At 69.3% G+C, this 20,959-nt stretch carries 19 protein-coding genes and 1 tRNA gene; 8 read left to right on the top strand and 12 right to left on the bottom strand.

From position 1 onward, the window contains the following. Nucleotides 1-6 precede the first annotated feature (6 nt). Nucleotides 7-402 carry a PH domain-containing protein gene (locus V1227_RS28045; protein WP_329788394.1) on the bottom strand — a complete coding sequence of 132 codons (396 nt, stop codon included), beginning with the start codon at nucleotides 400-402 and terminating at the stop codon, nucleotides 7-9. 233 nt (nucleotides 403-635) lie between these two features. Further along, nucleotides 636-902 carry a cell division protein CrgA gene (gene crgA, locus V1227_RS28040; protein ID WP_090101865.1) on the bottom strand — a complete coding sequence of 89 codons (267 nt, stop codon included), beginning with the start codon at nucleotides 900-902 and terminating at the stop codon, nucleotides 636-638. A 210-nt stretch (nucleotides 903-1,112) separates the two neighbouring features. Here crgA and V1227_RS28035 point away from each other — a divergent pair, with 210 nt between their 5' ends. Together V1227_RS28035 and V1227_RS28030 are read left to right on the top strand one after the other, a co-directional pair. Then, nucleotides 1,113-2,273, top strand: coding sequence for a class E sortase (locus V1227_RS28035; protein WP_329788393.1), 1,161 nt, complete (start codon nucleotides 1,113-1,115; stop codon nucleotides 2,271-2,273). Further along, nucleotides 2,273-2,428 carry a hypothetical protein gene (locus V1227_RS28030; RefSeq protein ID WP_090101863.1) on the top strand — a complete coding sequence of 52 codons (156 nt, stop codon included), beginning with the start codon at nucleotides 2,273-2,275 and terminating at the stop codon, nucleotides 2,426-2,428. Before V1227_RS28035 ends, V1227_RS28030 begins: the two co-directional genes overlap by 1 nt. 589 nt (nucleotides 2,429-3,017) lie before the next feature. Here V1227_RS28030 and V1227_RS28025 read toward each other — a convergent pair. Continuing rightward, the gene (locus V1227_RS28025; protein ID WP_329788392.1) at nucleotides 3,018-4,361 is read right to left on the bottom strand and encodes an FAD-dependent oxidoreductase; all 1,344 of its coding nucleotides are present in this window, start codon (nucleotides 4,359-4,361) and stop codon (nucleotides 3,018-3,020) included. A 77-nt stretch (nucleotides 4,362-4,438) separates the two neighbouring features. Between V1227_RS28025 and V1227_RS28020 the strand changes: the two genes are divergently transcribed. After that, nucleotides 4,439-5,080, top strand: a complete 642-nt coding sequence (locus tag V1227_RS28020) for an aminodeoxychorismate/anthranilate synthase component II (RefSeq protein WP_329788391.1) — start codon at nucleotides 4,439-4,441, stop codon at nucleotides 5,078-5,080. Between the two features lie 53 nt (nucleotides 5,081-5,133). On the opposite strand, the gene pknB is transcribed toward V1227_RS28020, so the two are convergent. From pknB to V1227_RS27985, 7 genes are read right to left on the bottom strand one after another with little or no spacing between them, the layout of a single operon-like run. Next, a complete protein-coding gene (pknB, locus tag V1227_RS28015) occupies nucleotides 5,134-7,137 on the bottom strand; it encodes a Stk1 family PASTA domain-containing Ser/Thr kinase (protein ID WP_329788390.1) in 2,004 nt (667 codons plus the stop codon). Nucleotides 7,138-7,192: 55 nt separating this feature from the next. Continuing rightward, nucleotides 7,193-8,674 carry a serine/threonine-protein kinase gene (locus tag V1227_RS28010; RefSeq protein WP_329788389.1) on the bottom strand — a complete coding sequence of 494 codons (1,482 nt, stop codon included), beginning with the start codon at nucleotides 8,672-8,674 and terminating at the stop codon, nucleotides 7,193-7,195. Next, complete coding sequence (locus V1227_RS28005; RefSeq protein ID WP_329788388.1) at nucleotides 8,674-10,146, bottom strand: peptidoglycan D,D-transpeptidase FtsI family protein; 1,473 nt, start codon at nucleotides 10,144-10,146, stop codon at nucleotides 8,674-8,676. Before V1227_RS28005 ends, V1227_RS28010 begins: the two co-directional genes overlap by 1 nt. Continuing rightward, entirely contained in the window at nucleotides 10,143-11,615 is a 1,473-nt protein-coding gene (locus V1227_RS28000; protein WP_236217137.1) for an FtsW/RodA/SpoVE family cell cycle protein, read from the bottom strand. Before V1227_RS28000 ends, V1227_RS28005 begins: the two co-directional genes overlap by 4 nt. A 3-nt stretch (nucleotides 11,616-11,618) precedes the next feature. Continuing rightward, nucleotides 11,619-13,040, bottom strand: coding sequence for a PP2C family protein-serine/threonine phosphatase (locus V1227_RS27995; RefSeq protein WP_329788386.1), 1,422 nt, complete (start codon nucleotides 13,038-13,040; stop codon nucleotides 11,619-11,621). Then, the gene (locus tag V1227_RS27990) at nucleotides 13,037-13,498 is read right to left on the bottom strand and encodes an FHA domain-containing protein FhaB/FipA (protein ID WP_030480247.1); all 462 of its coding nucleotides are present in this window, start codon (nucleotides 13,496-13,498) and stop codon (nucleotides 13,037-13,039) included. Before V1227_RS27990 ends, V1227_RS27995 begins: the two co-directional genes overlap by 4 nt. A gap of 51 nt (nucleotides 13,499-13,549) precedes the next feature. After that, complete coding sequence (locus V1227_RS27985; RefSeq protein WP_329794129.1) at nucleotides 13,550-14,779, bottom strand: DUF3662 and FHA domain-containing protein; 1,230 nt, start codon at nucleotides 14,777-14,779, stop codon at nucleotides 13,550-13,552. Between the two features lie 117 nt (nucleotides 14,780-14,896). On the opposite strand from V1227_RS27985, the gene V1227_RS27980 reads away from it, so the two are divergent. From V1227_RS27980 to V1227_RS27965, 4 genes are all read left to right on the top strand, one after another. Then, nucleotides 14,897-14,979, top strand: a tRNA-Leu gene (locus tag V1227_RS27980). A 124-nt stretch (nucleotides 14,980-15,103) separates the two neighbouring features. Next, the gene (locus V1227_RS27975) at nucleotides 15,104-15,880 is read left to right on the top strand and encodes an NADP-dependent oxidoreductase (RefSeq protein WP_329788385.1); all 777 of its coding nucleotides are present in this window, start codon (nucleotides 15,104-15,106) and stop codon (nucleotides 15,878-15,880) included. Nucleotides 15,881-16,195: 315 nt separating this feature from the next. Further along, nucleotides 16,196-16,813 (top strand): hypothetical protein, encoded by a 618-nt coding sequence (locus V1227_RS27970; protein WP_236217129.1) that lies wholly within the window; start codon nucleotides 16,196-16,198, stop codon nucleotides 16,811-16,813. Nucleotides 16,814-16,859: 46 nt separating this feature from the next. Next, nucleotides 16,860-17,516 (top strand): NAD(P)H-binding protein, encoded by a 657-nt coding sequence (locus tag V1227_RS27965; RefSeq protein WP_329788384.1) that lies wholly within the window; start codon nucleotides 16,860-16,862, stop codon nucleotides 17,514-17,516. Nucleotides 17,517-17,751: 235 nt separating this feature from the next. Here V1227_RS27965 and V1227_RS27960 read toward each other — a convergent pair whose 3' ends face one another. Further along, the gene (locus V1227_RS27960) at nucleotides 17,752-19,035 is read right to left on the bottom strand and encodes a D-arabinono-1,4-lactone oxidase (protein WP_329788383.1); all 1,284 of its coding nucleotides are present in this window, start codon (nucleotides 19,033-19,035) and stop codon (nucleotides 17,752-17,754) included. An 86-nt stretch (nucleotides 19,036-19,121) separates the two neighbouring features. On the opposite strand from V1227_RS27960, the gene V1227_RS27955 reads away from it, so the two are divergent. Next, the gene (locus tag V1227_RS27955; protein ID WP_329788382.1) at nucleotides 19,122-20,303 is read left to right on the top strand and encodes an amino acid deaminase/aldolase; all 1,182 of its coding nucleotides are present in this window, start codon (nucleotides 19,122-19,124) and stop codon (nucleotides 20,301-20,303) included. On the opposite strand, the gene V1227_RS27950 is transcribed toward V1227_RS27955, so the two are convergent. Continuing rightward, a complete protein-coding gene (locus V1227_RS27950; RefSeq protein ID WP_218130449.1) occupies nucleotides 20,300-20,944 on the bottom strand; it encodes a TetR/AcrR family transcriptional regulator in 645 nt (214 codons plus the stop codon). The two genes, V1227_RS27955 and V1227_RS27950, sit on opposite strands and share 4 nt — an antisense overlap. Between the last annotated feature and the right edge of the window lie 15 nt (nucleotides 20,945-20,959).

Below are 20,959 nucleotides of genomic sequence, written 5' to 3'. Positions count from 1 at the left end.
AGCGATTCACGGGCGCAATGCGTGCAGCACCCCCGCCACTTCTTCGGGGTCGGCGCCGAGGTCCAGTCTCGTGAGGACGACGAGGCGGTCGTCGGCGTCGAGTTCCAGCGTCTGCTGTTCCCTGCCGAGCCGGCGGGTGGTCTGCAGCTTCACCTTCACCTCGTGCCACGGCAGCACCGTGGTGCTCGCGAACCCGCGCACGGCGAGCCCGTCCGCGTCCGCCGTGAGCCTCGGCCGGGCGATGGAGGCGAACGCCGCGAGGTACGCGACCAGCAGCGTTGCCAGTCCGATGAGCAGACGGCCCGCGTTGTCGTCAGCGATGAAGGTCGCGACGGCGAGGGCGAGGGCCGCCACCCACGCGACGACGACCAGCAGGGCGGGAGTGGACCAGGTGCGAGTCACACCGTCGAGTGTGCCGCATGGAATGTGGACAACCGAACGGGTCCGCATGAGGGAAAACCGTCGCTTGTGCAATTTGGTGCAAAGTTGTCCACAGGACTTGTCCCCAATGGGGATGAGTTACAGCCGTGTGCTTCGGTGACGCTCACGTGAACCAGGTGAACACGCCCCGAACAAACGTCGGCCCGGACGTGTGACGTCCGGGCCGACCCTACGAACAGTGACGTGGCCTGCGGCTAGCGCCAGCGCATCGTCATGAGCAGACCGATGATCATCAGTGCGAAGCCGATGGCGAAGTTCCACGCGCCCAGCTCGAGCATGAACGGGATCTTCTCGGCCGCGATGTAGTTCACGACCAACCACGCGAGGCCGAGCAGCATGAAGCCGAGCATCACGGCGACGTAGACCGGGTGAGACGGCCCCGCTGCCTTGACCTTGACCGGCGTGCGGCGGTCAGTGGGTGCGGTGTAGACCGCCTTCTTCCGGACCTTGGACTTGGGCATGCTGTCCTCGCCTGACGTGGATATCCGTGAGTGACGCTAGTTTACGTGCACTACTCGGGAGACACGTTAACGTAGCGGCGGTGGTGAGCGAACCACCTTGCAGACTCAGTTGTTTTCAGTTCACAGTCCGCGCGGAGGTTTCAGGTGAACTCGGGACCGCAGCAGCCGCCTCCCCGGCGCCCTGCACCCCGTCGCGATGACCTGCGGCACGTGCGGCCCAACCCGCCGGCGCGCCCGCTGCCGCCGCCGGAAGCAACCCAGTTCACCAGCGCTTTCTCCGGAAGTCTGCCGCCGAACGCCCCGCCGCCGCACCGCCAGGGTCCCCCGCTGGGCACGCCCGCCCGCGGAGTGCCGCAGCCCGGCCGCCCGCAGCCCGGTCCACCTCCCGGAATGCCGCCCAGGGGCATGCCCCCGCGGCCGATGCCGCCCCGTCCCCGCCCGGTCGAGCCGCCCACCGAGGTGATCCCGCGCGTCGAGGACGACTACGACGACGAGTACTACGACGATGACGAGTACTACGACGACGAGCCGGAGGCCGACAACGCCCTGCCGCCGGACAGCCTCGCCCGCAAGACGGTGCGCGGCATCGGCGAAGGCCTCATCACGCTGGGCCTCGTAGTGCTCCTGTTCGTCGTCTACGAGGTCTACGTGACCGACCTGCTCTCCGCGGAGAAGCAGCAGGACGCCACCGCCGCGCTCGACTCCGAGTGGAGCTCGAACGTCGTCACGCCGCCCCCGGCCGACCCGAACCGCCAGTCGAAGCTGAACCTCATCGAGGGCAAGGCCTTCGCGAAGATGTACATCCCGGTCTTCGGCAACGACTGGAAGTTCTCCGTGGTCGAGGGCACCACCGACAAGCACCTCGAAATCGGCCCCGGCCACTACAAGGACACCGCCCAGCCGGGCGAGGCGGGCAACTTCGCCATCGCCGGCCACCGCGTGGGCAAGGGCGCGCCGTTCAACGACCTCGACCTGCTCCAGTCGTGCAACTCGATCGTCGTGCAGACCCAGACCCAGTGGTTCGTCTACCGGGTGCTCCCCATGCGCGACGAGGTCGCCGGTTGGGCGAACAACCCGAAGTCGAAGGAAGCCGCCTGCGCCGGCGTCGCCCCGCTGGCCACCACCCTCGGCGACGCCTACGCCAAAACCGTCGGCCAGGAGATCGTCGCCCCGACGCAGGGCGAGGTCATCGCCCCGATCCCGCACCAGGTGGGCGCCACCGTCCCCGCCGACAAGCAGGCCCGCCTGCTCACCCTGACGACCTGCCACCCGCGCTTCTCCGACAAGCAGCGGCTGATCGTGCACGCCATCGAGACCAAGAGCTACCCGGTGGCCGACGGCTTCGTGCCGCCCGAGATGACGGAGGGCTGATGTACGGCTGGATCTGGCGCCACCTGCCGGGCCCGCTGTTCCTGCGGGTGATCGAGGCCGTCGTGCTGGTCGCCGGCATCGTCGCGCTGCTGATGTTCGTCGTCTTCCCGTGGGCGGAGCCGAAGCTGCCGTTCAACAACGTCACGACCCAGTGAGCTGCACCCCGGCTTGCCGCCGCTGAAGGTCGCTCGACCGGGTGATGTGCGGTCGGGATCATGCCCTTCCGCGCGGCTGTTTGCGCAGCTCAGCTCGGTGCTGAGGTAGCGTGGACGGTGTCGGCGCGGGAGTTGTCCACAGGATTTCCGGCGCTGCGGGAACCTGAATTTCGCCGTTGTCGTTGCGCATGAGGAAGCGCGCGGGGGGAGCGGGGCTCGATCGACTGCCCCGGTCGACTGCCCTCGGCCGGGTCGGTGACTCGCCGACTGGGTGGGGCGACGGCGAGGAGTCGACGCCGGAGCACGCCTCAGCCGGGCCACACCGCTACACCGCCGTGTCCTCGGCCGGCGCTGGGGCGGGCCAGACTCAGGTACGTCCAGCGGTCGTGGGGTGCTGGGCTAAGGAACGTCAGCGGTCGTCGGATGCCGGGCTCGCGCAGCGGGTGTCTGTGAGCCCACGACCGAAATAAGTGAAACCGCCACCGCGCACACGCGATGGCGGCTCCATCAAGGAACGGCGTTCGGCCGTTGAAGCAGCTCAGCCGTTGAAGCAGCTCAGCCGTTGAAGCAGCTCAGCCGTTCGAGCAGCTCAGCCGTTCGAGATCGCGGTCATCTCCTCGCGCGAGACGACCTTCACGCGCTCACGGCCGTGAGCCGCGCCGAGCGCGATCTCGTGCGCGTCGAGCCGGCCCCAGCCCTCGTTCGTCACGAACGGCACGCCGCGCTGCTCGAGGAACTCAACCACCGCGGACGGGGAGGGCGACGAGGCGGGTGGCAGGCTCGCGGCGTCGTCCAGGAGGCTGGTGATGGTCTCCAGGGCGTCGCCCTTGGTGTGGCCGATGAGGCCGATCGGGCCCCGCTTGATCCAGCCGGTCGTGTAGATGCCGGGCATGGGCACCTCGTCGAGGTCCAGCACGCGGCCGGCGAGGTGGGGGATCGTGCCCGACACGTGGTCGAACGGGATGTCGGGCAGGTGCGTCGAGAGGTAGCCGACGGCGCGGTACACGGCCTGGACGTCCCAGTCGGTGAAGACGCCGGTGCCGCGGACGTTGCCGTCGCCGGTCAGCTCCTGGGTCTCCGTGCGCAGGCCCGTGACGCAGGAGTCGCCGAGCACCTCGACCGGGGCCTCGAGGAAGTGCAGGTGCAGGCGGCGGGGGCGGTTGCCGACGTCGCGGATCGCCCACTCCTGCAGCGTCTTCACGATCATCTCGACCTGCTTGTTGGTCCTGATCGCGTGCATCGAGGCCTCGTCGAACTCGATGCCCTCGGCGTGGACGATCACCTCGACGTTCGGCGAGTGGTCGAGCTCGCGCAGTTCCAGCGGCGTGAACTTCGCCTGGGCCGGGCCGCGGCGGCCGAAGACGTGCACGTCGGTGACGGGGGAGGCGGCGAGGCCCTCGTAGACGTTCGCCGGGATCTCGGTCACGAGGAGCTCGTCGGCGGTCTTGGCCAGCACGCGGGCGACGTCCAAGGCGACGTTGCCGACGCCGAGCACCGCGACCGACTTCGCGGTCAGCGGCCAGGTGCGGGGGACGTCGGGGTGGCCGTCGTACCAGGACACGAAGTCCGCGGCGCCGAAGCTGCCGGGCAGGTCGATGCCGGGGATGTCGAGCTCGCGGTCCGAGGAGGCGCCGGTCGAGAAGATGACGGCGTCGTAGAACTGGCGGAGGTCGTCGAGCTTGATGTCGACGCCGTACTCGACGTTGCCGAAGAAACGGACCGACGGGCGGTCGAGCACCTTCTGCAGCGCGCCCACGATGCCCTTGATCCGCGGGTGGTCGGGTGCGACGCCGTAGCGGACGAGGCCGTACGGCGCCGGGAGCTTCTCGAAGAGGTCGATCTGCGCGTCCACGTCGGACTTGATCAGGATGTCGGCGGCGTACACGCCTGCGGGGCCGGCGCCGACGATCGCGACGCGCAAGGGGCGACTCATGACACCTATTTTAGGGAAGCCTAACCTGTTAGAAGACGAGAGCTAACTCACTCGACGCGACCGACTAGGCTCTCTCCATGCGCGTGCTCGTGGTCGACAACTACGACAGCTTCGTCTACAACCTCGTCCAGTACCTGGCCCAGCTGGGTGCGGAGTGCGTCGTGCGGCGCAACGACGAGGTGGACCTCGACGAGATCGACGACGTCGACGGTGTGCTCGTCAGCCCCGGTCCCGGGACACCGGAGCGCGCGGGCGCGAGCGTCGACGTCATCAAGAAGTGCGCCGGCACCGGCAAGCCGGTCTTCGGCGTCTGCCTCGGCCACCAGGCGATCGGCGTGGTCTGGGGCGGCACGGTCGACCGCGCCCCCGAGCTGCTGCACGGCAAGACGAGCATCGTCTTCCACGAGGGCCAGGGCGTTCTCGCCGGAGTGCCGCAGCCGTTCATCGCGACGCGCTACCACTCGCTGACGGTGCTGCCCGAGACGATCCCCGCCGAGTTCGAGGTCACCGGCAAGACCGAGACCGGCATCGTGATGGCCATGCGCCACCGGGAGCTCCCCGTCGAGGGCGTGCAGTTCCACCCCGAGTCGGTGCTCACCGACGGCGGCCACCGGATGCTCGCCAACTGGCTGAAGGTCTGCGGCTTCGAGGTGCCGGAGGCCACGGTCGCCCAGCTCGAGAACGGCATGCGCACGCTCGCGGCGGCCGCCCGCCAGTAGAAGCGAAGGGGCGGCTCCCCCGGAGGGAAGCCGCCCCACAGCTCGCAGCCCGTCTAGCTCGTCACGATCCCGAACTTGCCGACGGTGATCGTCACCGTCGCGCCCTTGGTGATCGTGGTGCCCCTGGCCGGGTTCTGCGCCACGACCTTCTTGGTCTGGGTCGGGTCGCCGACCTGCTGCTCCTGGACGTTGAGGTTCCCGTTCCAGCCCAGCTGCTTCAGCTTCGCGTCGGCTTCCCGCTCGCTGAGGCCCGTCAGGTCCGGCATCTCGATCTGGTTGCCCTTCGAGACCCGCAGCGTCACCGTCGTGCCCTTGTCGACCTTCGCGTTGCCCTGCGGCGTCTGCGAGAGGACCGTGCCCTCGGGCTTGGAGCCGTCGACCGGCTCGATGACGACCTTGAAGCCCGAGCCCTCCAGCGTCTGGCGGGCGTCGTTCTGGTCGTCACCGACCACGTTCGGCACGTTCTGCCTGTCCGGCGCCTTGCCGAGCTGGATGGTGATCGTGCCGCCCTTTTTGAGCTTCAAGCCCACCGCGGGGTTCTGCTGCGCGACCTTGCCGGCCTTGGCCGGGTCGTCGACCTCGACGGTCTGGTCGCTCTGCTGCAGCTTGAAGCCGTTCGGGTCCTTGTCCAGGACCGCCTGGGCGTCCTGCGGGGTCTTGCCCGTCAGGTCGGGGACGGTGCCCTCACCGGGAGGCGCGCCGACGGCGATCGTGACCTGGCCACCCTTTTGGACCTGCGTGCCCTCGGGCGGGTTCACGCCGACGACCTTGTTGATCTGGTCGGCGGTGCACTTCGCGGGCGTGCCGGCGGGACCGGGCTCGCAGGCGACGTCCTCCTGGACCGCGACGAGGCCGGCCTTGGTGATCTTCTCCTTGGCCTCCAACGGGCTCAGGCCCACGATCGACGGGACCGAGGCCTTCTCCACCGGCTCGGCGCCGTTGTCCATCACGCTCGCGGTGATCCACGCGGCGAGGCCGAGCACGGCCGCGCAGAGGATCACCACCAGCGTGACCATGATGGCCTTCTTGCGCTTCGCGCGACGCTCTTCCTCTTCGTCGGCGAGCGGGTCGTAGCTGTCGTCCGGCTCCGACTTCAGCGCCGCCGGGCGGTGCCTGCCGCCGCCACCGGACATCACCTGCGTGCGAGAAGTGCGCGCCTGCTCGTTCATCACGGCGGTGCGGTCCTCGGCCGTCATCACGGCCGGCGCGGACGGGCGCTGGCCCGACAGCACGCGCACCAGGTCGGCGCGCATCTCCGCGGCCGACTGGTAGCGGTTCGCCGGGCCCTTCGACATCGCCTTCAGCACGATCGCGTCGAGCTGCGGCGACACCTTCGGGTTCAGCTGCGACGGAGCCTTCGGGTCCTCCCGGACGTGCTGGTACGCGACCGCCACGGGCGAGTCGCCGGTGAACGGCGGCTCGCCGGTCAGCAGCTCGAACAGCACGCAGCCGGCCGCGTAGACGTCGGAACGGGCGTCGACGGACTCGCCGCGCGCCTGCTCCGGCGACAGGTACTGGGCCGTGCCGATGACCGCGGCGGTCTGCGTGACCGCGGCCTGACCATCGTGCAGCGCCCTCGCGATGCCGAAGTCCATCACCTTCACGGCGCCGGACTTGGTGATCATCACGTTCGCCGGCTTCACGTCGCGGTGGACGATGCCGTGCCGGTGGCTGAAGTCGAGCGCGGCCGAGACGTCGGCCATGACCTCCATCGCGCGCTTGCCGGACAGCGGGCCCTGCGTCTTCACCATGTCGCGCAGCGTCCGGCCGTCGACGAACTCCATCACGATGTACGGCAACGGGCCGTACTCGGTCTGCGTCTCACCGGTGTCGTAGACGGCGACGATGGCGGGGTGGTTCAGGGCCGCCGAGTTCTGCGCCTCGCGGCGGAATCGTTCCTGGAACTGGGCGTCACGGGCGAGGTCGGCTCGCAGCACCTTGATCGCCACGTCTCTGCCGAGGCGGACGTCCCGCCCCTTGTGGACCTCGGACATGCCGCCGTACCCGAGGGTCTCACCCAGTTCGTAGCGGTTTGAGAGCAGTCGCGGAGTGCTCATCGGTGCTTCGTCCCGCTCCTCGTCGACGGTGTTCCCAAGTCGGTTCTGGTCTTGCTCATGGCGCGCACGTCACCTTCACCTGCGAGCCCGCCGGCACCTCGCCTGTCGGCGCGATGGCGGTGACCCGGCACTTCTTCAGGTCGCCCGGCGACGTGCCCTGGGCGCTCAGCACTTGGGGCTCCAGGCCGTGGTCGACCAGTTCGGTCCTGACCTCGTCGCCGGAACGACCGATGTAGTCGTCCTCGTCGATCCGCTTCGGCGCGGTGCCCGGTATGCGGTCGGCGGAGTCCGGCTTCGCCTGCCCGTTCGCCGGCGGGTTGGGGTTCGCCGAGGTGGAGGTGGTCGGACGGCCACCCTGACCACTGGCATCGGTCGACCCCAGCGTCAGCTTCCACGCGAGGACCACGCCGAGCACCACCAGCACGGTCACCAGAAGAGCGACCATAGCCCAGGCGACGGACCGGTTCCTCCCCGGTGGTGTCGGCATCGGGGTGAACGTTCCGGTCTGGTGCACCGGTTGCATGCCCGTCTGGTGCGCCGCCGGCTGCATCGCCGGATGGGTGCCGGGACGGCTCTGGTGGTGTTGCTGCTGCTGCATCTGCGGTGGTACCGGAAGCGGCTGCGACACCTGCGGAGGCGGTGGCTGCTGCACGACCTGCTGGGGGATCGGCGGCATCGTGAAGCCGGACGGCATCGGCAGCGGCTGGCCCACCCGCACGGCGCTCACCGCCGCGGCGAACTCACCGCCGGTCCGGTAGCGCTGCCTCGGGTCCTTCACCAGCGTCGCCTCGATCAACGCGCGCGCACCCGGCGGCACGTCCGGCGGCAACGGCGGCGCGATGTCGCGGATGTGCATCATCGCGACCGTCACCGCGTTGTCCGAGAGGAACGGCCGGTGCCCGGCGAGGCACTCGTAGCCGCACACCGCCAGGGAGTAGACGTCGCTCGCCGGCTCGGCCTCGCCACCGAGGGCCTGCTCGGGAGCGATGTAGTGCGCGGTGCCCATCACCATGCCGGACCGCGTCACGGGGGCCGCGTCCACGGCCTTCGCGATGCCGAAGTCGGTGATCTTCACCTTGCCGGAGGGGGTCACCATGATGTTGCCGGGCTTCACGTCGCGGTGCACCAGCCCGCGTTCGTGCGCCGCCTGCAACGCGTTCCCGGTCTGCTCCAGCAGGTCGAGCGTCACGTCGGCGGCCAGCCGGCCGCGGGAGATGATCGTCGCGAGCGGCTCGCCCTCGACCAGCTCCATCACGAGGTAGGCGGTGTCCTCTGGCCCGTCGGTGACGGACGCCGTCTCGCCGTAGTCGTGCACCGACGCGATGCCGGGATGGTTGAGCGACGCGGTCATCCGCGCCTCGGTGCGGAAGCGGTGCAGGAACTCCGGGTCGCCGGAGAGCTCGGCCTTGAGGACCTTGACGGCCACCCGCCGGTCGAGCCGCTCGTCCGCGCCTTCCCAGACCTCGCCCATGCCACCGACCGCTATCCGCCTGGTGAGGCGGTAGCGGTCGGCGAGGAGCTGGCCCGTGGTCAGCATCAGCGGCCTGCCAGGTACGCGTTCATCACGGCGCGGCCGATGGGAGCGGCGACCTTGCCACCGGTGGCGCCCAGGCCGCGGTCGCCACCGTCCTCCACGATCACGGCGATCGCGATCTCCGGCTTCTGCGCCGGCGCGAAGCCGATGTACCAGGCGTGCGGGTTGTTCTTCGTGACGTCGGCGCCGTGCTCGGCGGTACCCGTCTTCGACGCCACCTGGACGTTCTGCAGCCGGCCCTCGCCGCCCGTGTTGATCTCCGACTGGATCATCATGTCGCGCAGCGCGGCCGCGTTGGCCGTGCTCATCGCGGTGTCGACCTCGTCGGGCTCGGTGTCGTCGATCGACTTCAGGTCCGGGCCCAGGATCTTCGACACCAGGTACGGCTGCATGCGCTTGCCGCCGTTGGCGATCGTCGCCGCCACCACCGCGTTCTCCAGCGGCGTGATCTGCACGTCGCGCTGGCCGATGCCGGTCTGGTAGAGCGCGGCCTCGTCCGGGATCGGCCCGAGCGTCGAGGTCTCGACCACCAGCGGGATCTCGAGGTCCGGGTCGTTGAAGCCGAACTTCTCCGCCTGGCGGCGCAGCTTGTTCGCGCCGACCTGGCCCGCCATCTCACCGAACGCCGTGTTGCACGACTTGGCGAGGGCGGTCTCCATCGACACCGTCTCGCCGGGGCCGCACGGGGTGCCGTTGAAGTTCGGCAGCGGGGTGGTGCTGCCCGGCAGCGTGATCGAGCCCTTGGCGGTGTACTGCGAGTCCTTGTTCTTGCCGTCGGCGAGCGCCGCGGCCGCGACGACCACCTTCAGCGTCGAGCCGGCCGGGTAGAGGGCCTGCGTCGCGCGGTTGACCAGCGGGTCGTTCGCGTCCTTGGCCGTGAACTGCTTCCAGGCGGCCGCCTGCGCGTTCACGTCGTGGCTCGCGAGCAGGTTCGGGTCGTAGGACGGCGTGCTCGCCATCGCGAGGATCTCACCGGTGTCCGGCTTGATCGCGACGACCGAGCCGGTGAAGCCCTTCGCCGTCAGCTGGTCGTACGCGGTCTGCTGCACCTTGGCGTTCAGGGTGAGCTGCACGTTGCCGCCGACCGGGTCGCGACCGGTGATCAACGCGGAGACGCGGCGCGCGAACAGCCGGTCGTCCGAGCCGTTGAGCAGGTCGTTCTCGGCGCGCTCCATGCCGGAGGTGCCGTAGGTGACCGACAGGTACCCCGTGACGGGTGCGTAGACCGGGCCCGCGTTGTAGGTGCGCAGGTACCGCAGGCGGTCGGTCGTCTCCTTGACGTCCGCGATCACCGTGCCGTCGGCGACCGTGATCAGACCGCGTTTGCGGGCGTACTCGTCGAGCAGCACCCGGCGGTTGTAGGGGTTCTTGCGCCACTCGTCGGCGTTGATGACCTGGACCCACGTGGCGTTGCCCAGCAGGAGCAGGACCATCACCATCATGGCCATGCCGACGCGGCGGAGCGGTGTGTTCATTTGGGACGCTCCACCATCACAGTGTGCTGGTCGGCGATGGCCGGTTGCTGTGGTTTCGGCTTCGGAGCCCGCTGCGGGGCCCGCGCCGCCGCGGAGATCCGCAGCAGCAACGCCACCAGGATGTAGTTCGCGAGCAGCGACGAACCACCCTTGGACAGGAACGGTGCGGTGATGCCCGTCATCGGGATCAGCTTCGTGACACCGCCGACGACGATGAACACCTGGAAGCAGACCGCGAACGCGAGACCGCCGCCGAGCAGCTTGCCGAAGCTGTCGCGCACGGCGATGGCGCTGCGCAGGCCGCGCAACGCGAAGATCATGTAGACCAGCAGCAGCGCCGCGAAGCCGATGAACCCGAGCTCCTCGCCGATCACGGCCGTGATGAAGTCGGTGTTCGCCTCGGGGATCATCTCCGGGCGGCCGGCGCCCAGGCCCGCACCACCGATGCCGCCGGTCGCGAGCCCGAACAGCGACTGCGAGATCTGGTAACCGCCGCCGACGAGCTCGTAGCGCGAGATCGGGTCCTGCCAGTTCGCCACGCGCTGCTGGACATGCCCGAACAGCTTCCACGCGACGACCGCGCCGCCGGAGAACAGGCCGAGGCCGAGCACGACCCACGCCGCGCGTTCGGTGGCGACGTAGAGCAGCACGAGCACGATGCCGAAGAACAGCAGTGAGGAGCCGAGGTCCTTCTGAAGCACCATGACCGCGACCGTGACGCCCCAGGCCGCGAACAGCGGGCCGAGGTCGCGGGCGCGCGGCAGGTCCATGCCGAGGAACCGGCGGCCCGCCACGGTGAAGAGGTCCCGCTTCGACACCAGGAAAGCGGCGAAGAAGACCATCAGCAGGATCTTGGCGAACTCACCGGGCTGGATCGACAACGGGCCGATGCGCAGCCAGATCTTCGCGCCGTTGATCTCCGGGGCGATGAAGCCCGGCAGCACACCGGGCAGCATCAGCGCGACGAGGCCGGCGAGGCCGAACGTGTAGCCGAACCGCGCGAGCGTGCGGTGGTCGGTGAGGAACTTCAGCGTCGCCGCGAACAGCAACAACCCGATGGCGGTCCAGATGACCTGCTTGAACGCCATCGGGTCCCACGTCGAGCCGTCCGGGAAGACGGTGCCCTCCATGGCGAGGTCGATCCGGTGGATGACCACCAGGCCGAGCCCGTTGAGCAACGCGACGCACGGCAGGATCACCGGGTCGGCGTACGGCGCCCACCGGCGCACGGCGAGGTGGGCACAGGCGAAGAGACCGAGGTACGCGAGACCGAGGTAGAGGATCCTCAGGCTCAGCGAGCGCTCCTGGTTCAGTTCGACCAGGATCAACGCCAGCGTCACGAGGCCGGCGGCGAACGACAGCATGACCAGCTCGGTGCCGCGCCGCGTCGGCGCTCGCAGTCCTGGCGACGTGCTCGTCGCCACCGACGCACCTGCTGAGCCTTCCCCGGTGGGGACGGGCGAGCCCATCAGCTACGGACCCTCCCGGCATTCCACACCCGGCTTCTGCTGGGAGGGGGTGAGCGAAGGCTCGGTGGAACCGGTCTCCGGGTTCGCCGAACCGTTGGCGGGCGCGTTCGAGGTGCTGCTGCCCGGCGTGCTGGACGGGGTGGCCGGCGTCGTGGGGGTGCTCGACGTCGACGACGTGTCCTTGCACAGCGGCAGCATGTGCTCGGTGCGCAGCAACCGGACCGCGGCGCGGGCGCCGTCCAGGCCGTTGTCGCTGCGGATGCCCGCGGTGATGGTCTTGCGGCCGGCTTCCTGCAGGTCGTTCAGCGTGATCGGGGTGCAGCCCGTGGAACCGGGCGGGCACGAGTCCTCGACCTTGGACGAGAGCTTGAAGCCGAGCACCGAGCCGTTGAGACCGCGGAAGATCGCGACCTGGCCGTCCGCGGTGGCGCCGACGTAGTACTGGGTGTTGAGCCACAGCTTGCCGCCGACCGCGACGACCGCGGCGAGCAGGAGCAGCACGAAGATGATCGCGAACGCCTTGAGGGCGTTGCGCTTCTTGCGCTTCGGGTCCTGCGGGGGAGGAGGCGGTGCCTCCATGCGCTGGGGCACGGGCGGGCGCTGCTGCGTGAGCGTCGCCGCCCGCGAGGCCGCCGAGTCCGGAGGGGTGTTGTGCTCTTCGCTGCCGTCGCCCGCCGCGCCGCCGACGATCGGGTAGTCGTCGCCGAAGTCGACGTCCTCGACGTCCGCCACGATCACCGTGACGTTGTCGGGGCCGCCGCCCTTGAGCGCGAGCTCGATCATCCGGTCCGCGCAGGCCTGCGGGTCGGGGATGCGGATCGCCTCGTCGAGCGTCTCCATGCTCACGACGCCGGACAGACCGTCCGAGCAGAGCAGGAACCGGTCGCCGGCACGCGCCTCGCGCACCGTGAGGCTGGGCTCGAAGTCGTGCCCCGTGAGGGCGCGCAGCAGCAGCGAGCGCTGCGGGTGCGTGGCCGCCTCGTCCGGGGTGATCCGGCCCTCGTCGATCAACGACTGGACGAACGTGTCGTCGTGCGTGATCTGCGCGAAAGAACCCTCCCTCAGGAGGTACGCGCGCGAGTCGCCGATGTGCACGAGCCCGAGGCGGTTGCCCGCGAACAGGATGGCCGTGAGCGTGGTGCCCATGCCCTCCAGGTCCGGGTCGCTCGTCACGAGCTCGGAGATGGCGCCGTTGCCACTCGCGACCGCGTCGCGCAGCTTGCCGAGGAGGTCGTCGCCCGGCTCGTCGTCGTCGACGTGGGCCAGCGAGGCGATGACCACCTTGCTCGCGACCTCACCGGCGGCGTGGCCACCCATGCCGTCGGCTACTGCGAGCAGGCGAGGACCCGCGTACACGGAGTCCTGGTTGTTGGAACGAACCAGGCCCCTGTCGCTGCGGGCCGCGTATCGAAGAACCAAGGTCATGAGCGCAGCTCGATCACCGTTTTGCCAATGCGGATCGGGGTGCCGAGAGGTACGCGCAGGGGTGCGGTGACCTTGGCTCGGTCCAGGTAGGTGCCGTTCGTGGAGCCGAGGTCCTCCACGTACCAGTCGGTACCGCGCATGGACAGCCTCGCGTGCCTGGTCGACGCGAAGTCGTCGTCCAGGACGAGAGTGGAGTCGTCAGCGCGGCCGATCAGGATCGGCCTGCCGTCGAGCGAGATGCGGGTGCCGGTCAGCGCCCCGTGGGTGACCACGAGTTGCCGAGGCGCCTTGCTCCCCCTCGCCGACTTCTCGGACCTCCGGAATCCGGGCAGACCTGACGCCCGGAGCCCTGAGGCTGCGTAGAGATCAGAGCGGACCACACGTAGGGCGGCCAGCACAAAAAGCCAGAGGAGCACGAGAAAGCCCGCTCTGGTCAGCTGCATCACCAGCTCTTGCACCGGTTGTAACCGCTCCTGCCTTGAGTTGCATGCCGACGCCCGTGCCGACCACTAGCCCGCGGTGCGGAAGACCAGTGACGAGTGGCCGATGCGGACGACGTCGCCTTCCGCGAGTTGCCAAGTCTGCACTGGCGTGCCGTTCACCGTGGTGCCGTTGGTCGAACCGAGATCCGCGAGCATCGCATTCTGCCCGTCCCACGAGATTTCCAGGTGGCGCCTGGAGACACCCGTGTCCGGGAGGCGGAAGTCGGCCTCCTGCCCACGTCCTACGACGTTTCCACCCTGCTTGAGGTTGTACGTCCGGTTGGATCCGTCGTCGAGGTGCAGCGTCGCGTTGAGCTGGCGGTTCGCGCCCTGGGTCGCCGGCGGGGCGTATCCGCCCTGGTTGTAGCCCTGGTCGTAGCCACCGGGCTGGCCGTAGCCCTGCTGCTGGCCGTAGCCCTGGTCGTACCCGCCCTGCTGGCCGTAGCCCTGGTCGTAGCCGCCCTGCTGGGCGCCGCCGTAACCCTGGTCGTAGCCCTGCTGGCCGTAGCCCTGCTGCTGGCCGTAACCCTGGTCGTACCCGCCGCCGCCCTGCTGGCCGCCGCCGTAGCCCTGGTCGTAGCCCTGCTGCTGGCCGTAACCCTGGTCGTAGCCCTGCGGGGCGCCGCCGTAGCCGCCGCCCTGCTGGCCGTAGCCCTGGTCGTAGCCGCCTTGCTGGCCGTAGCCCTGGTCGTAACCCTGCTGGCCGTAGCCCTGCTGCTGGCCGTAGCCCTGCTGGTCGTAGCCCTGCTGGCCGTAGCCGCCCTGACCATAAGGGTCCTGGGCGGGCTGGCCCTGTCCTTGTCCGTAGCCGGGTGGCTGGCTCATGGATCGGTCTCCTGCGGTGCGAGGTGGTGCTGACCGTCGGCTGGCCGCTTTCACGTCGGGGTCGACGGACGAGCTGGTTCGGAACTGTCCGGTGTGCAGCGCCTCGGAGCGCTCCAGGGAGACTACGACGTCACCATAGGTATCCCATCCGGACTCGGCCAGGTGCTCTCGCAGGCCCTCTGCGAGGAGCTGTGTGATGCGTAGTTCATCCTGCTCATCGCCCGCAAGACGTTCGTGGTCCTGGGCTCCGAGCAGCACTGTGTAGTGGTTGGGGGCTAGCAGTCTGCCACCCGCGAGCTCGCGGATGTTGCTGTCACCCTCCCGTTGCAGCGCCTGTGCCACCTCTTGGGGCACGACGTTGCCGCCGAACACCCGCGCGAAGGTGTTGCCGACGAGACCTTCGAGCTTGCGCTCGAAGCGTTGCAGGCCCATGTCGACTCCTTCCGCGCGGACGGGCTCCTGCACCGATCGTATCCGGGTGCGACGACGCCTACAGGGGGCGATTAGGAACCTGGTTTGGACGCGTGCTAGTGTTCTCAACGTCTCCAGGGGCAAGTGGCGGAATGGCAGACGCGCACGGTTCAGGTCCGTGTGTCCGAAAGGACGTGGGGGTTCAACTCCCCCCTTGCCCATCGAAAGACAGAGGGAACCCCTCTCGCGGAATCGCGAGGGGGGTTCTTTCGTTGATCGGCAGTATCGGATTCCTTGATCCAACAGGTGATGTCTGTCACTCGTTCGGGGGCCAGCATGTGGGCGATGGCGGCAGCGGACTTCGGCGCGGAGCTGGAGCTGGTGGAGGTCCCGGAACCCCAGGCGGGGCCCGGTGAGCTGAAGGTCCGGTTGCTCGCGGCGAGCGTCAACCCGTTCGACCGCAAAGTCGTCGACGGGATGCTGCGGAGTTCCGCGCCCCACGTGTTCCCGTTGGTTCCCGGAACTGATGGTGCGGGTGAGGTCGTCGGTTCCGGGGAGAGGATTTTCGGCACGTTCTTCCGCCGTCCCGTCGGCGGCGGAACATACGCCGAGTACGTCACAGTTCCGGCCACCAACGCGTTGGCTTCTGTGCCCGAGGACATGGATCCCGCCGTCGCCGCCGCATTGCCGACAGCGGGAATGACCGCCCTGCAGTTGGTCGAGGCGCTGGGACCCGCGGAATCGGTCCTGATCGTCGGCGCTTCCGGAGGCGTCGGGTCGTTCGCCACCCAGATCGCCCGCGCGGCCGGCAAGCGCGTCATCCCGGTCGGCCGCGGCGACTCGCTCGTCGAAGCCGACGCCCTGATCGACCTCGTGAGCGCCGACCGTTCGTCGTTCGAGGCGAACGCGCGCTACGCGCCGTTGGCGTTCAACACCAACTACGTCTCCGCTGACCCGGCGCAGAACTTCAGCATGAAGGGCACGAAGGAAGCGTTGGAGCGGCTCGCGTCGATGGTGCAGGCCGGTGAGCTGCGGGTACCGATCGCCCGCCGCTTGCCGCTGCGCGGGGCTACCAACGTTTTCGCAGGTCACGGACCCGGCAAGACCGTGATCATCATGTAGGTGGTCGTTCTGGCGCGGTGAACGGTCGGCGGACGGCGACCGCTCACCGATCGGCGGTTTCGCGCGCCACGCCTGGCGCACTCACTCTGAGCAGGTCTTTCGGTGCGGCCATCCGGGTCGACGTCACCCAGACGGCAGCATCGTAGGACCGAACTCGCCAGACCGTTCTTCGACCGGTCACCGACCGCTCGGCGCCGTCGATCGCAGGGGGTGCGCTGACCTGGGGGCGGGCCGTGCGCTTCCTGCTACTCCTTATCCAGAGCACGAGTCGAAACGCGGCGGATCGCCCGCCGCGGGTGACGAGGAGGCACTGGCGTGAGCAGCACCCCAGCAAGGATCGCGGCCCTCGACAGCTCGAACGGTCTGTCGACGACCCCGGTCCCGGTTCCGGAACTGCCCGCGTCCGTCGAGGAGTTGGCAGCCGCCGCGGCGATCCGCCTCGGCTGGCACGGAGTCGTTCTCCCCGAGATGGTCCTCATGGGCCGCAAGGTCGTCGTGGTGGCCGAGCTCCTGGCCGACGCCCACGCCGAGCGCGTGTGCGTGGGTGCCGCTCCCGAGGCCGACAAGACCACCGTCTCCACCTGGGTGTGGCCGGAGATGGAAGGCCGCGTCCCGCCGGCCGCCGTCCGCATCGTCGGCGTCCTGGCCGTCGCCCGCCACTGGCGCACCGCCCTCGCCTCCGCGGTCCCCTTCGCCCGCTACGGCAACGCCGCGGTCGTCCTCCCCGAGTCGGTCGCCTTCTCGCACGACTACCTCGCGAACTGCCTGCCCCGCGTCCGCCGCTACGGCGTCTCGGTCCTGCTGGCCGACGACGAGAAGGACCTCTCGGTCGACGTGTCCGGCCGCCAGGAGAGCGTCCCCGCCGAGGACACCGCCATCACCCGCTGGGTCAACGAGCTCGTCTACGAGCAGGTGCTCGCCACCGCGTCCTGATCGCGCGCGTCGTGCCGGGCGCCGCACACTGATCTACGGTCGGGACATGCGAGTAGTCATAGCCGGCGGACACGGGCAGATCGCGCTGCTCCTCGAGCAGCAGCTGGCCACCCGTGGACACGCCGCCACCGCACTGGTCCGCAATCCCGATCACTTTGGTGACGTGCAGGAAGCCGGAGCCGTTCCGGTGTTGTGCGACCTGGAGTCTGCCGACCTCGACTCGGTCGCCTCGTATTTGAACGGCGCTGACGCGGCTGTGTTCGCCGCCGGTGCGGGTGCCGGATCCGGCGCCGCCCGCAAGGACACCGTGGACTACGGGGCCGCCGCCCTCTTCGCCTCCGCTGCCGTGGAGGCGGGGGTGCGGCGGTTCGTCCAGGTGTCGTCGGTGGGCATCGAAGCCGCCGACTCGCCTGATGTGGACCCCGAGTTCGCCGTGTACCTGAAGGCCAAGAAGATGGCCGAAGAGGATCTTCGCGGTCGGGACCTCGACTGGACGATCCTCCGGCCGGGGCGGTTGGTGGACGGGCCCGGGACCGGGCTGGTGACCCTTGCCGCGCCTCGGTTGCCCCGGGGGTCGGTTGCCCGGGCTGATGTCGCTGCTGTGCTGGTGGAGTTGCTGGGGGCTCCCGGGACCGTGGGGAAGACCCTCGAGTTGGTCGAGGGCGAGACGCCTGTGGGTGAGGCGGTTCGCGCTGTTCTCTGATCTTGTCGGGGGTGCTGGGTAGGTTGTGTTGCGAGGGGTCCTGAGAGTGGGGGGACGCCTGCGTTAGCGTGCGGTGTCGCTGGTGTGTGCGCTCTGGCCGTGGGGTTCGCTGGTGGCGGGCTTCTGCGGGTGGTTGCTTTGCGGGCGGCCTGTTGCCTCGCGTTGGTCTCCTGGGTTGATGGCACGCCTCGCCTTCGGCATCGCGGCTGGGATCGGCTCGCCTTCGGTTTCGTGGTCAGGTGCCCAGCACGCGGTCCAGGTACTGGTTGGTGAAGGTGCGGCCCGGGTCCACCTCGTCGCGCACCCGCAGGAAGTCGTCGAAGTGCGGGTAGAGCGGGCGCAGTTCGGTCGCGGTCAGGTCGTGCATCTTGCCCCAGTGCGGGCGGCCTCCTACTGACGCGGCGATGCTCGCGTACGCGTCGAAGAAAGCCTTGTACTGCATGCCGAGTGCTTGGTGCATCGAGATGTACGCGGTGTCTCGGCCGTTGGCCGTCGAGAGCCAGATGTCGTCTGCCTGGGCTACGCGCACCTCGCACGGGACGATCAGGTGGTCGCGGTCGCCCAGCTTGTCGGCCACCGCGCGGAGTTCCGCGATGACGTCCAACAGGGTTTCGCGGGGGATCGAGAACTCGGTCTCCACGAAGCGGACTCGGCGCGGGGTCACGAAGACGTTGTGCGAGTAGTCCGAATAGGACCGTTCGGAGATCAGGGAGCCGCAGACCTCGTTGAGGCGCTTGGTGTAGCGCGGGAACCTGCGTGCCACCTTGGTCACGGCGCCGAACGCCGCGTTCTCCATCACCTCGTACTCCCAGGTCTGGCGGAGCTTCGAGAGCGGGCGGGCCGGTTCGGTGATCCTGTTGTTGCGCTTGAGGATCACGCGGTCGGAGTGGGTGAACCAGTGGAACTCGACGTGGTCCTCCACGGCGCAGAGGTCGTCGAACTGCTCCAGCACCGCGTCCAGGCGGCCGGGGGACTCCGACGCCCGCAGGACGAACGACGGTACGCAGCGCAGGGTCAGGGTGCTGATGACGCCGAGGGCGCCGAGGCCCACGCGGGCCGCGTTGAAGAGGTCCGGGCGTTCGGTTCGGGAGCAGGTGACGACCGAGCCGTCGGCCAGGACGAGTTCGAGGGACTCGACGGCGGTGGCGAGGACGCCGAGCTTGGCGCCGGTGCCGTGGGTCGAGGTGGAGATCGCGCCGGCGACGGTCTGGGCGTCGATGTCGCCGAGGTTCGGCATGGCCAGGCCGAGGCGGTGGAGGTCCGCGTTCAACGACCACAGGGGAGTGCCCGAGCGGACGGTGACCAGGCCGGTTTCCGCGTCCGCGCGGACGATGCCCGTCCAGCGGTCGAGGTCGAGCGCCGTCTCGGGGGCCACGGCGATGTCGTTGAACGAGTGGCCGCTGCCCCGCGCGCGGACGCGCGAACCCGAGAGGACCGCCTCGGCGATCTCGTCCGTGCCGGCGGGGTGGACGACGCGCGTCGGCGTGCACGAAGCAGTTCCAGCCCAGTTCGTCCACACGCGAACCTCCACGAGAGAGTGTGACCTGCGGGTAACGTAAGTGAAAGCCCTTCACGTTTCAAGGGTGGAGGACGTACCGTCAGAGCATGCGCAGAACTCGACTCGACGCCGCGACGAAGGACCTGGATCCTCCGTTCGCGATCGTCGACCTGGACGCCTTCGACCACAACGCGGCGGACCTCGCCCGTCGCGCTGCCGGTCATCCGATCCGGGTGGCGAGCAAGTCGGTTCGCGTGCGCGACCTGGTGTGCCGGGCGCTCGAACGGCCCGGTTACGCCGGGGTCATGTGCTACTCGCTGGCCGAGGCGTTGTGGTTGTCGGAGCAGAACGTGAGCGACGACCTGCTGGTCGCCTACCCGACGGCCGATCGGGCCGCTCTGCAGAAGCTCGCCGCCAACGAGACGGCGCGGCAGCGCGTGACGATCATGGTCGACTCGGTGGAGCACCTCGACTTCGTGGACGCCGCCGTCGGGCCGCACGCCGACATCCGGGTGTGCCTGGAGCTCGACGTGTCGTGGCGGCCGTTGCCGGGTGTCCACATCGGTCCGCGGCGGTCGTCGGTCCACACGCCGCAGCAGGCGAGGGCGCTCGCCGCGAAGATCGTGCGCCGCACCGGGTTCCAGCTCGTCGGGGTCATGGCCTACGAGGGGCAGATCGCCGGGCTGGGGGACAAGCCGCCCGGTCAGCCCTTCCGGGCGATCGGGATCCGGTTCATCCAGGCGAGGTCCGGGCCGGAGCTGGTCGAACGGCGGACCGCCGTGATCCGCGCGGTGCGGCAGGTCGCCGACCTCGAGTTCGTCAACGGCGGTGGCACCGGCAGTCTGGAGCTGACCGGGTCCGACCCGTCGGTCACCGAGCTCGCGGCGGGCAGCGGCCTGTTCGGACCGACGTTGTTCGACGCCTACCAGGCGTTCAAGCCGCAGCCCGCCGCGCTCTTCGCGTTGCCGGTGGTGCGCAAGCCGGCCAAGCGGGTCGCCACCCTCTTCGCCGGCGGCTACATCGCGTCCGGCACGCCCACCCCCGACCGCCAGCCCTCGCCGTACCTGCCGGAGGGGCTCAAGACGCTCGGGCTCGAGGGCGCCGGCGAGGTGCAGACGCCGGTGACCGGCAGGGCGGCGGAACAGCTGCGGATCGGCGACCGCGTCTGGATGCGGCACGCCAAGGCGGGCGAGTTGTTCGAGCGGTTCGACGAGGTGCACCTGGTGCACGGTGACCGCATCGAGCGCACCGTGCCCACGTACCGCGGCGAGCGCCGCAACTTCGGCTAGGCGGGCAGGCGTGATGACAGGTAGCCCCTGACCAGCGCCTTGGCCTCGGCCAAGATCGCGGGGTCGCCGACGGGGTTGTTGCGGAAGGCCATCTTCAGCACGGCGTCGGCGGCCTCGACGGCGATCGCGATCGGCAGGCCGACCTCGCCCATCGGGATGCCGAACTTGCCCGAGATCAGCTCCGAGATCTTGTCGGAGATGACGGCGTTGTTGTCGCGCCGGTCGTCGAGCAGGCGCATGTCCACGACGTCACCGAAGTGCAGCTTCCCGAACGCGGGGATCTCGCGGTGCATCGTCACGTACACGTCGAACACCGTGTCCACGGCGTCCCACCAGTGCTCGAGTGTCGCCTGCTCGAGCCGTTCGGTGATGCCCTGGGAGAACTTGTCGACGTTGCGCAGCGTCAGCGCCTGCACGACGGCTCTCTTGTCCGGGAAGAACTGGTAGAGCGAACCGACCGCGACGCCCGCCCTCTCCGCGATCAACGTCGTGGTGACGCCGTCGTAGCCCACCTCGTCGATCAGGGTCGCGCACGCCTCGAGCATTCGCTCGACTCTCTTGGCGCTGCGCTGCTGGACGGGCTGACGGCGAAGCGGGGTGGTGCTCGTCACGGCGACTCCCAGTAGTTCGGGTACTTCCATCTTGCCTGTTGTACG

Source organism: Lentzea sp. DG1S-22 (assembly GCF_036321065.1).
Classification (GTDB): Bacteria; Actinomycetota; Actinomycetes; order Mycobacteriales; family Pseudonocardiaceae; genus Lentzea; species Lentzea jiangxiensis.
This window is presented reverse-complemented; position numbering and strand designations above follow the sequence as displayed.

Excerpts from the sequence above, each read along its gene's own strand:
- V1227_RS27955 (WP_329788382.1), top strand. The coding sequence starts at position 19,122 with ATGCGCAGAACTCGACTCGACGCCGCGACGAAGGACCTGGATCCTCCG.
- V1227_RS27965 (WP_329788384.1), top strand. The coding sequence starts at position 16,860 with ATGCGAGTAGTCATAGCCGGCGGACACGGGCAGATCGCGCTGCTCCTC.
- V1227_RS27975 (WP_329788385.1), top strand. The coding sequence starts at position 15,104 with ATGGCGGCAGCGGACTTCGGCGCGGAGCTGGAGCTGGTGGAGGTCCCG.
- V1227_RS27985 (WP_329794129.1), bottom strand. The coding sequence starts at position 14,779 with ATGGGCCTGCAACGCTTCGAGCGCAAGCTCGAAGGTCTCGTCGGCAAC.
- V1227_RS28025 (WP_329788392.1), bottom strand. The coding sequence starts at position 4,361 with ATGAGTCGCCCCTTGCGCGTCGCGATCGTCGGCGCCGGCCCCGCAGGC.
- V1227_RS28030 (WP_090101863.1), top strand. The coding sequence starts at position 2,273 with ATGTACGGCTGGATCTGGCGCCACCTGCCGGGCCCGCTGTTCCTGCGG.
- V1227_RS28000 (WP_236217137.1), bottom strand. The coding sequence starts at position 11,615 with ATGGGCTCGCCCGTCCCCACCGGGGAAGGCTCAGCAGGTGCGTCGGTG.
- V1227_RS27950 (WP_218130449.1), bottom strand. The coding sequence starts at position 20,944 with ATGGAAGTACCCGAACTACTGGGAGTCGCCGTGACGAGCACCACCCCG.
- pknB (WP_329788390.1), bottom strand. The coding sequence starts at position 7,137 with ATGAGCACTCCGCGACTGCTCTCAAACCGCTACGAACTGGGTGAGACC.
- V1227_RS28020 (WP_329788391.1), top strand. The coding sequence starts at position 4,439 with ATGCGCGTGCTCGTGGTCGACAACTACGACAGCTTCGTCTACAACCTC.
- crgA (WP_090101865.1), bottom strand. The coding sequence starts at position 902 with ATGCCCAAGTCCAAGGTCCGGAAGAAGGCGGTCTACACCGCACCCACT.
- V1227_RS28010 (WP_329788389.1), bottom strand. The coding sequence starts at position 8,674 with ATGCTGACCACGGGCCAGCTCCTCGCCGACCGCTACCGCCTCACCAGG.
- V1227_RS28005 (WP_329788388.1), bottom strand. The coding sequence starts at position 10,146 with ATGAACACACCGCTCCGCCGCGTCGGCATGGCCATGATGGTGATGGTC.
- V1227_RS27995 (WP_329788386.1), bottom strand. The coding sequence starts at position 13,040 with ATGACCTTGGTTCTTCGATACGCGGCCCGCAGCGACAGGGGCCTGGTT.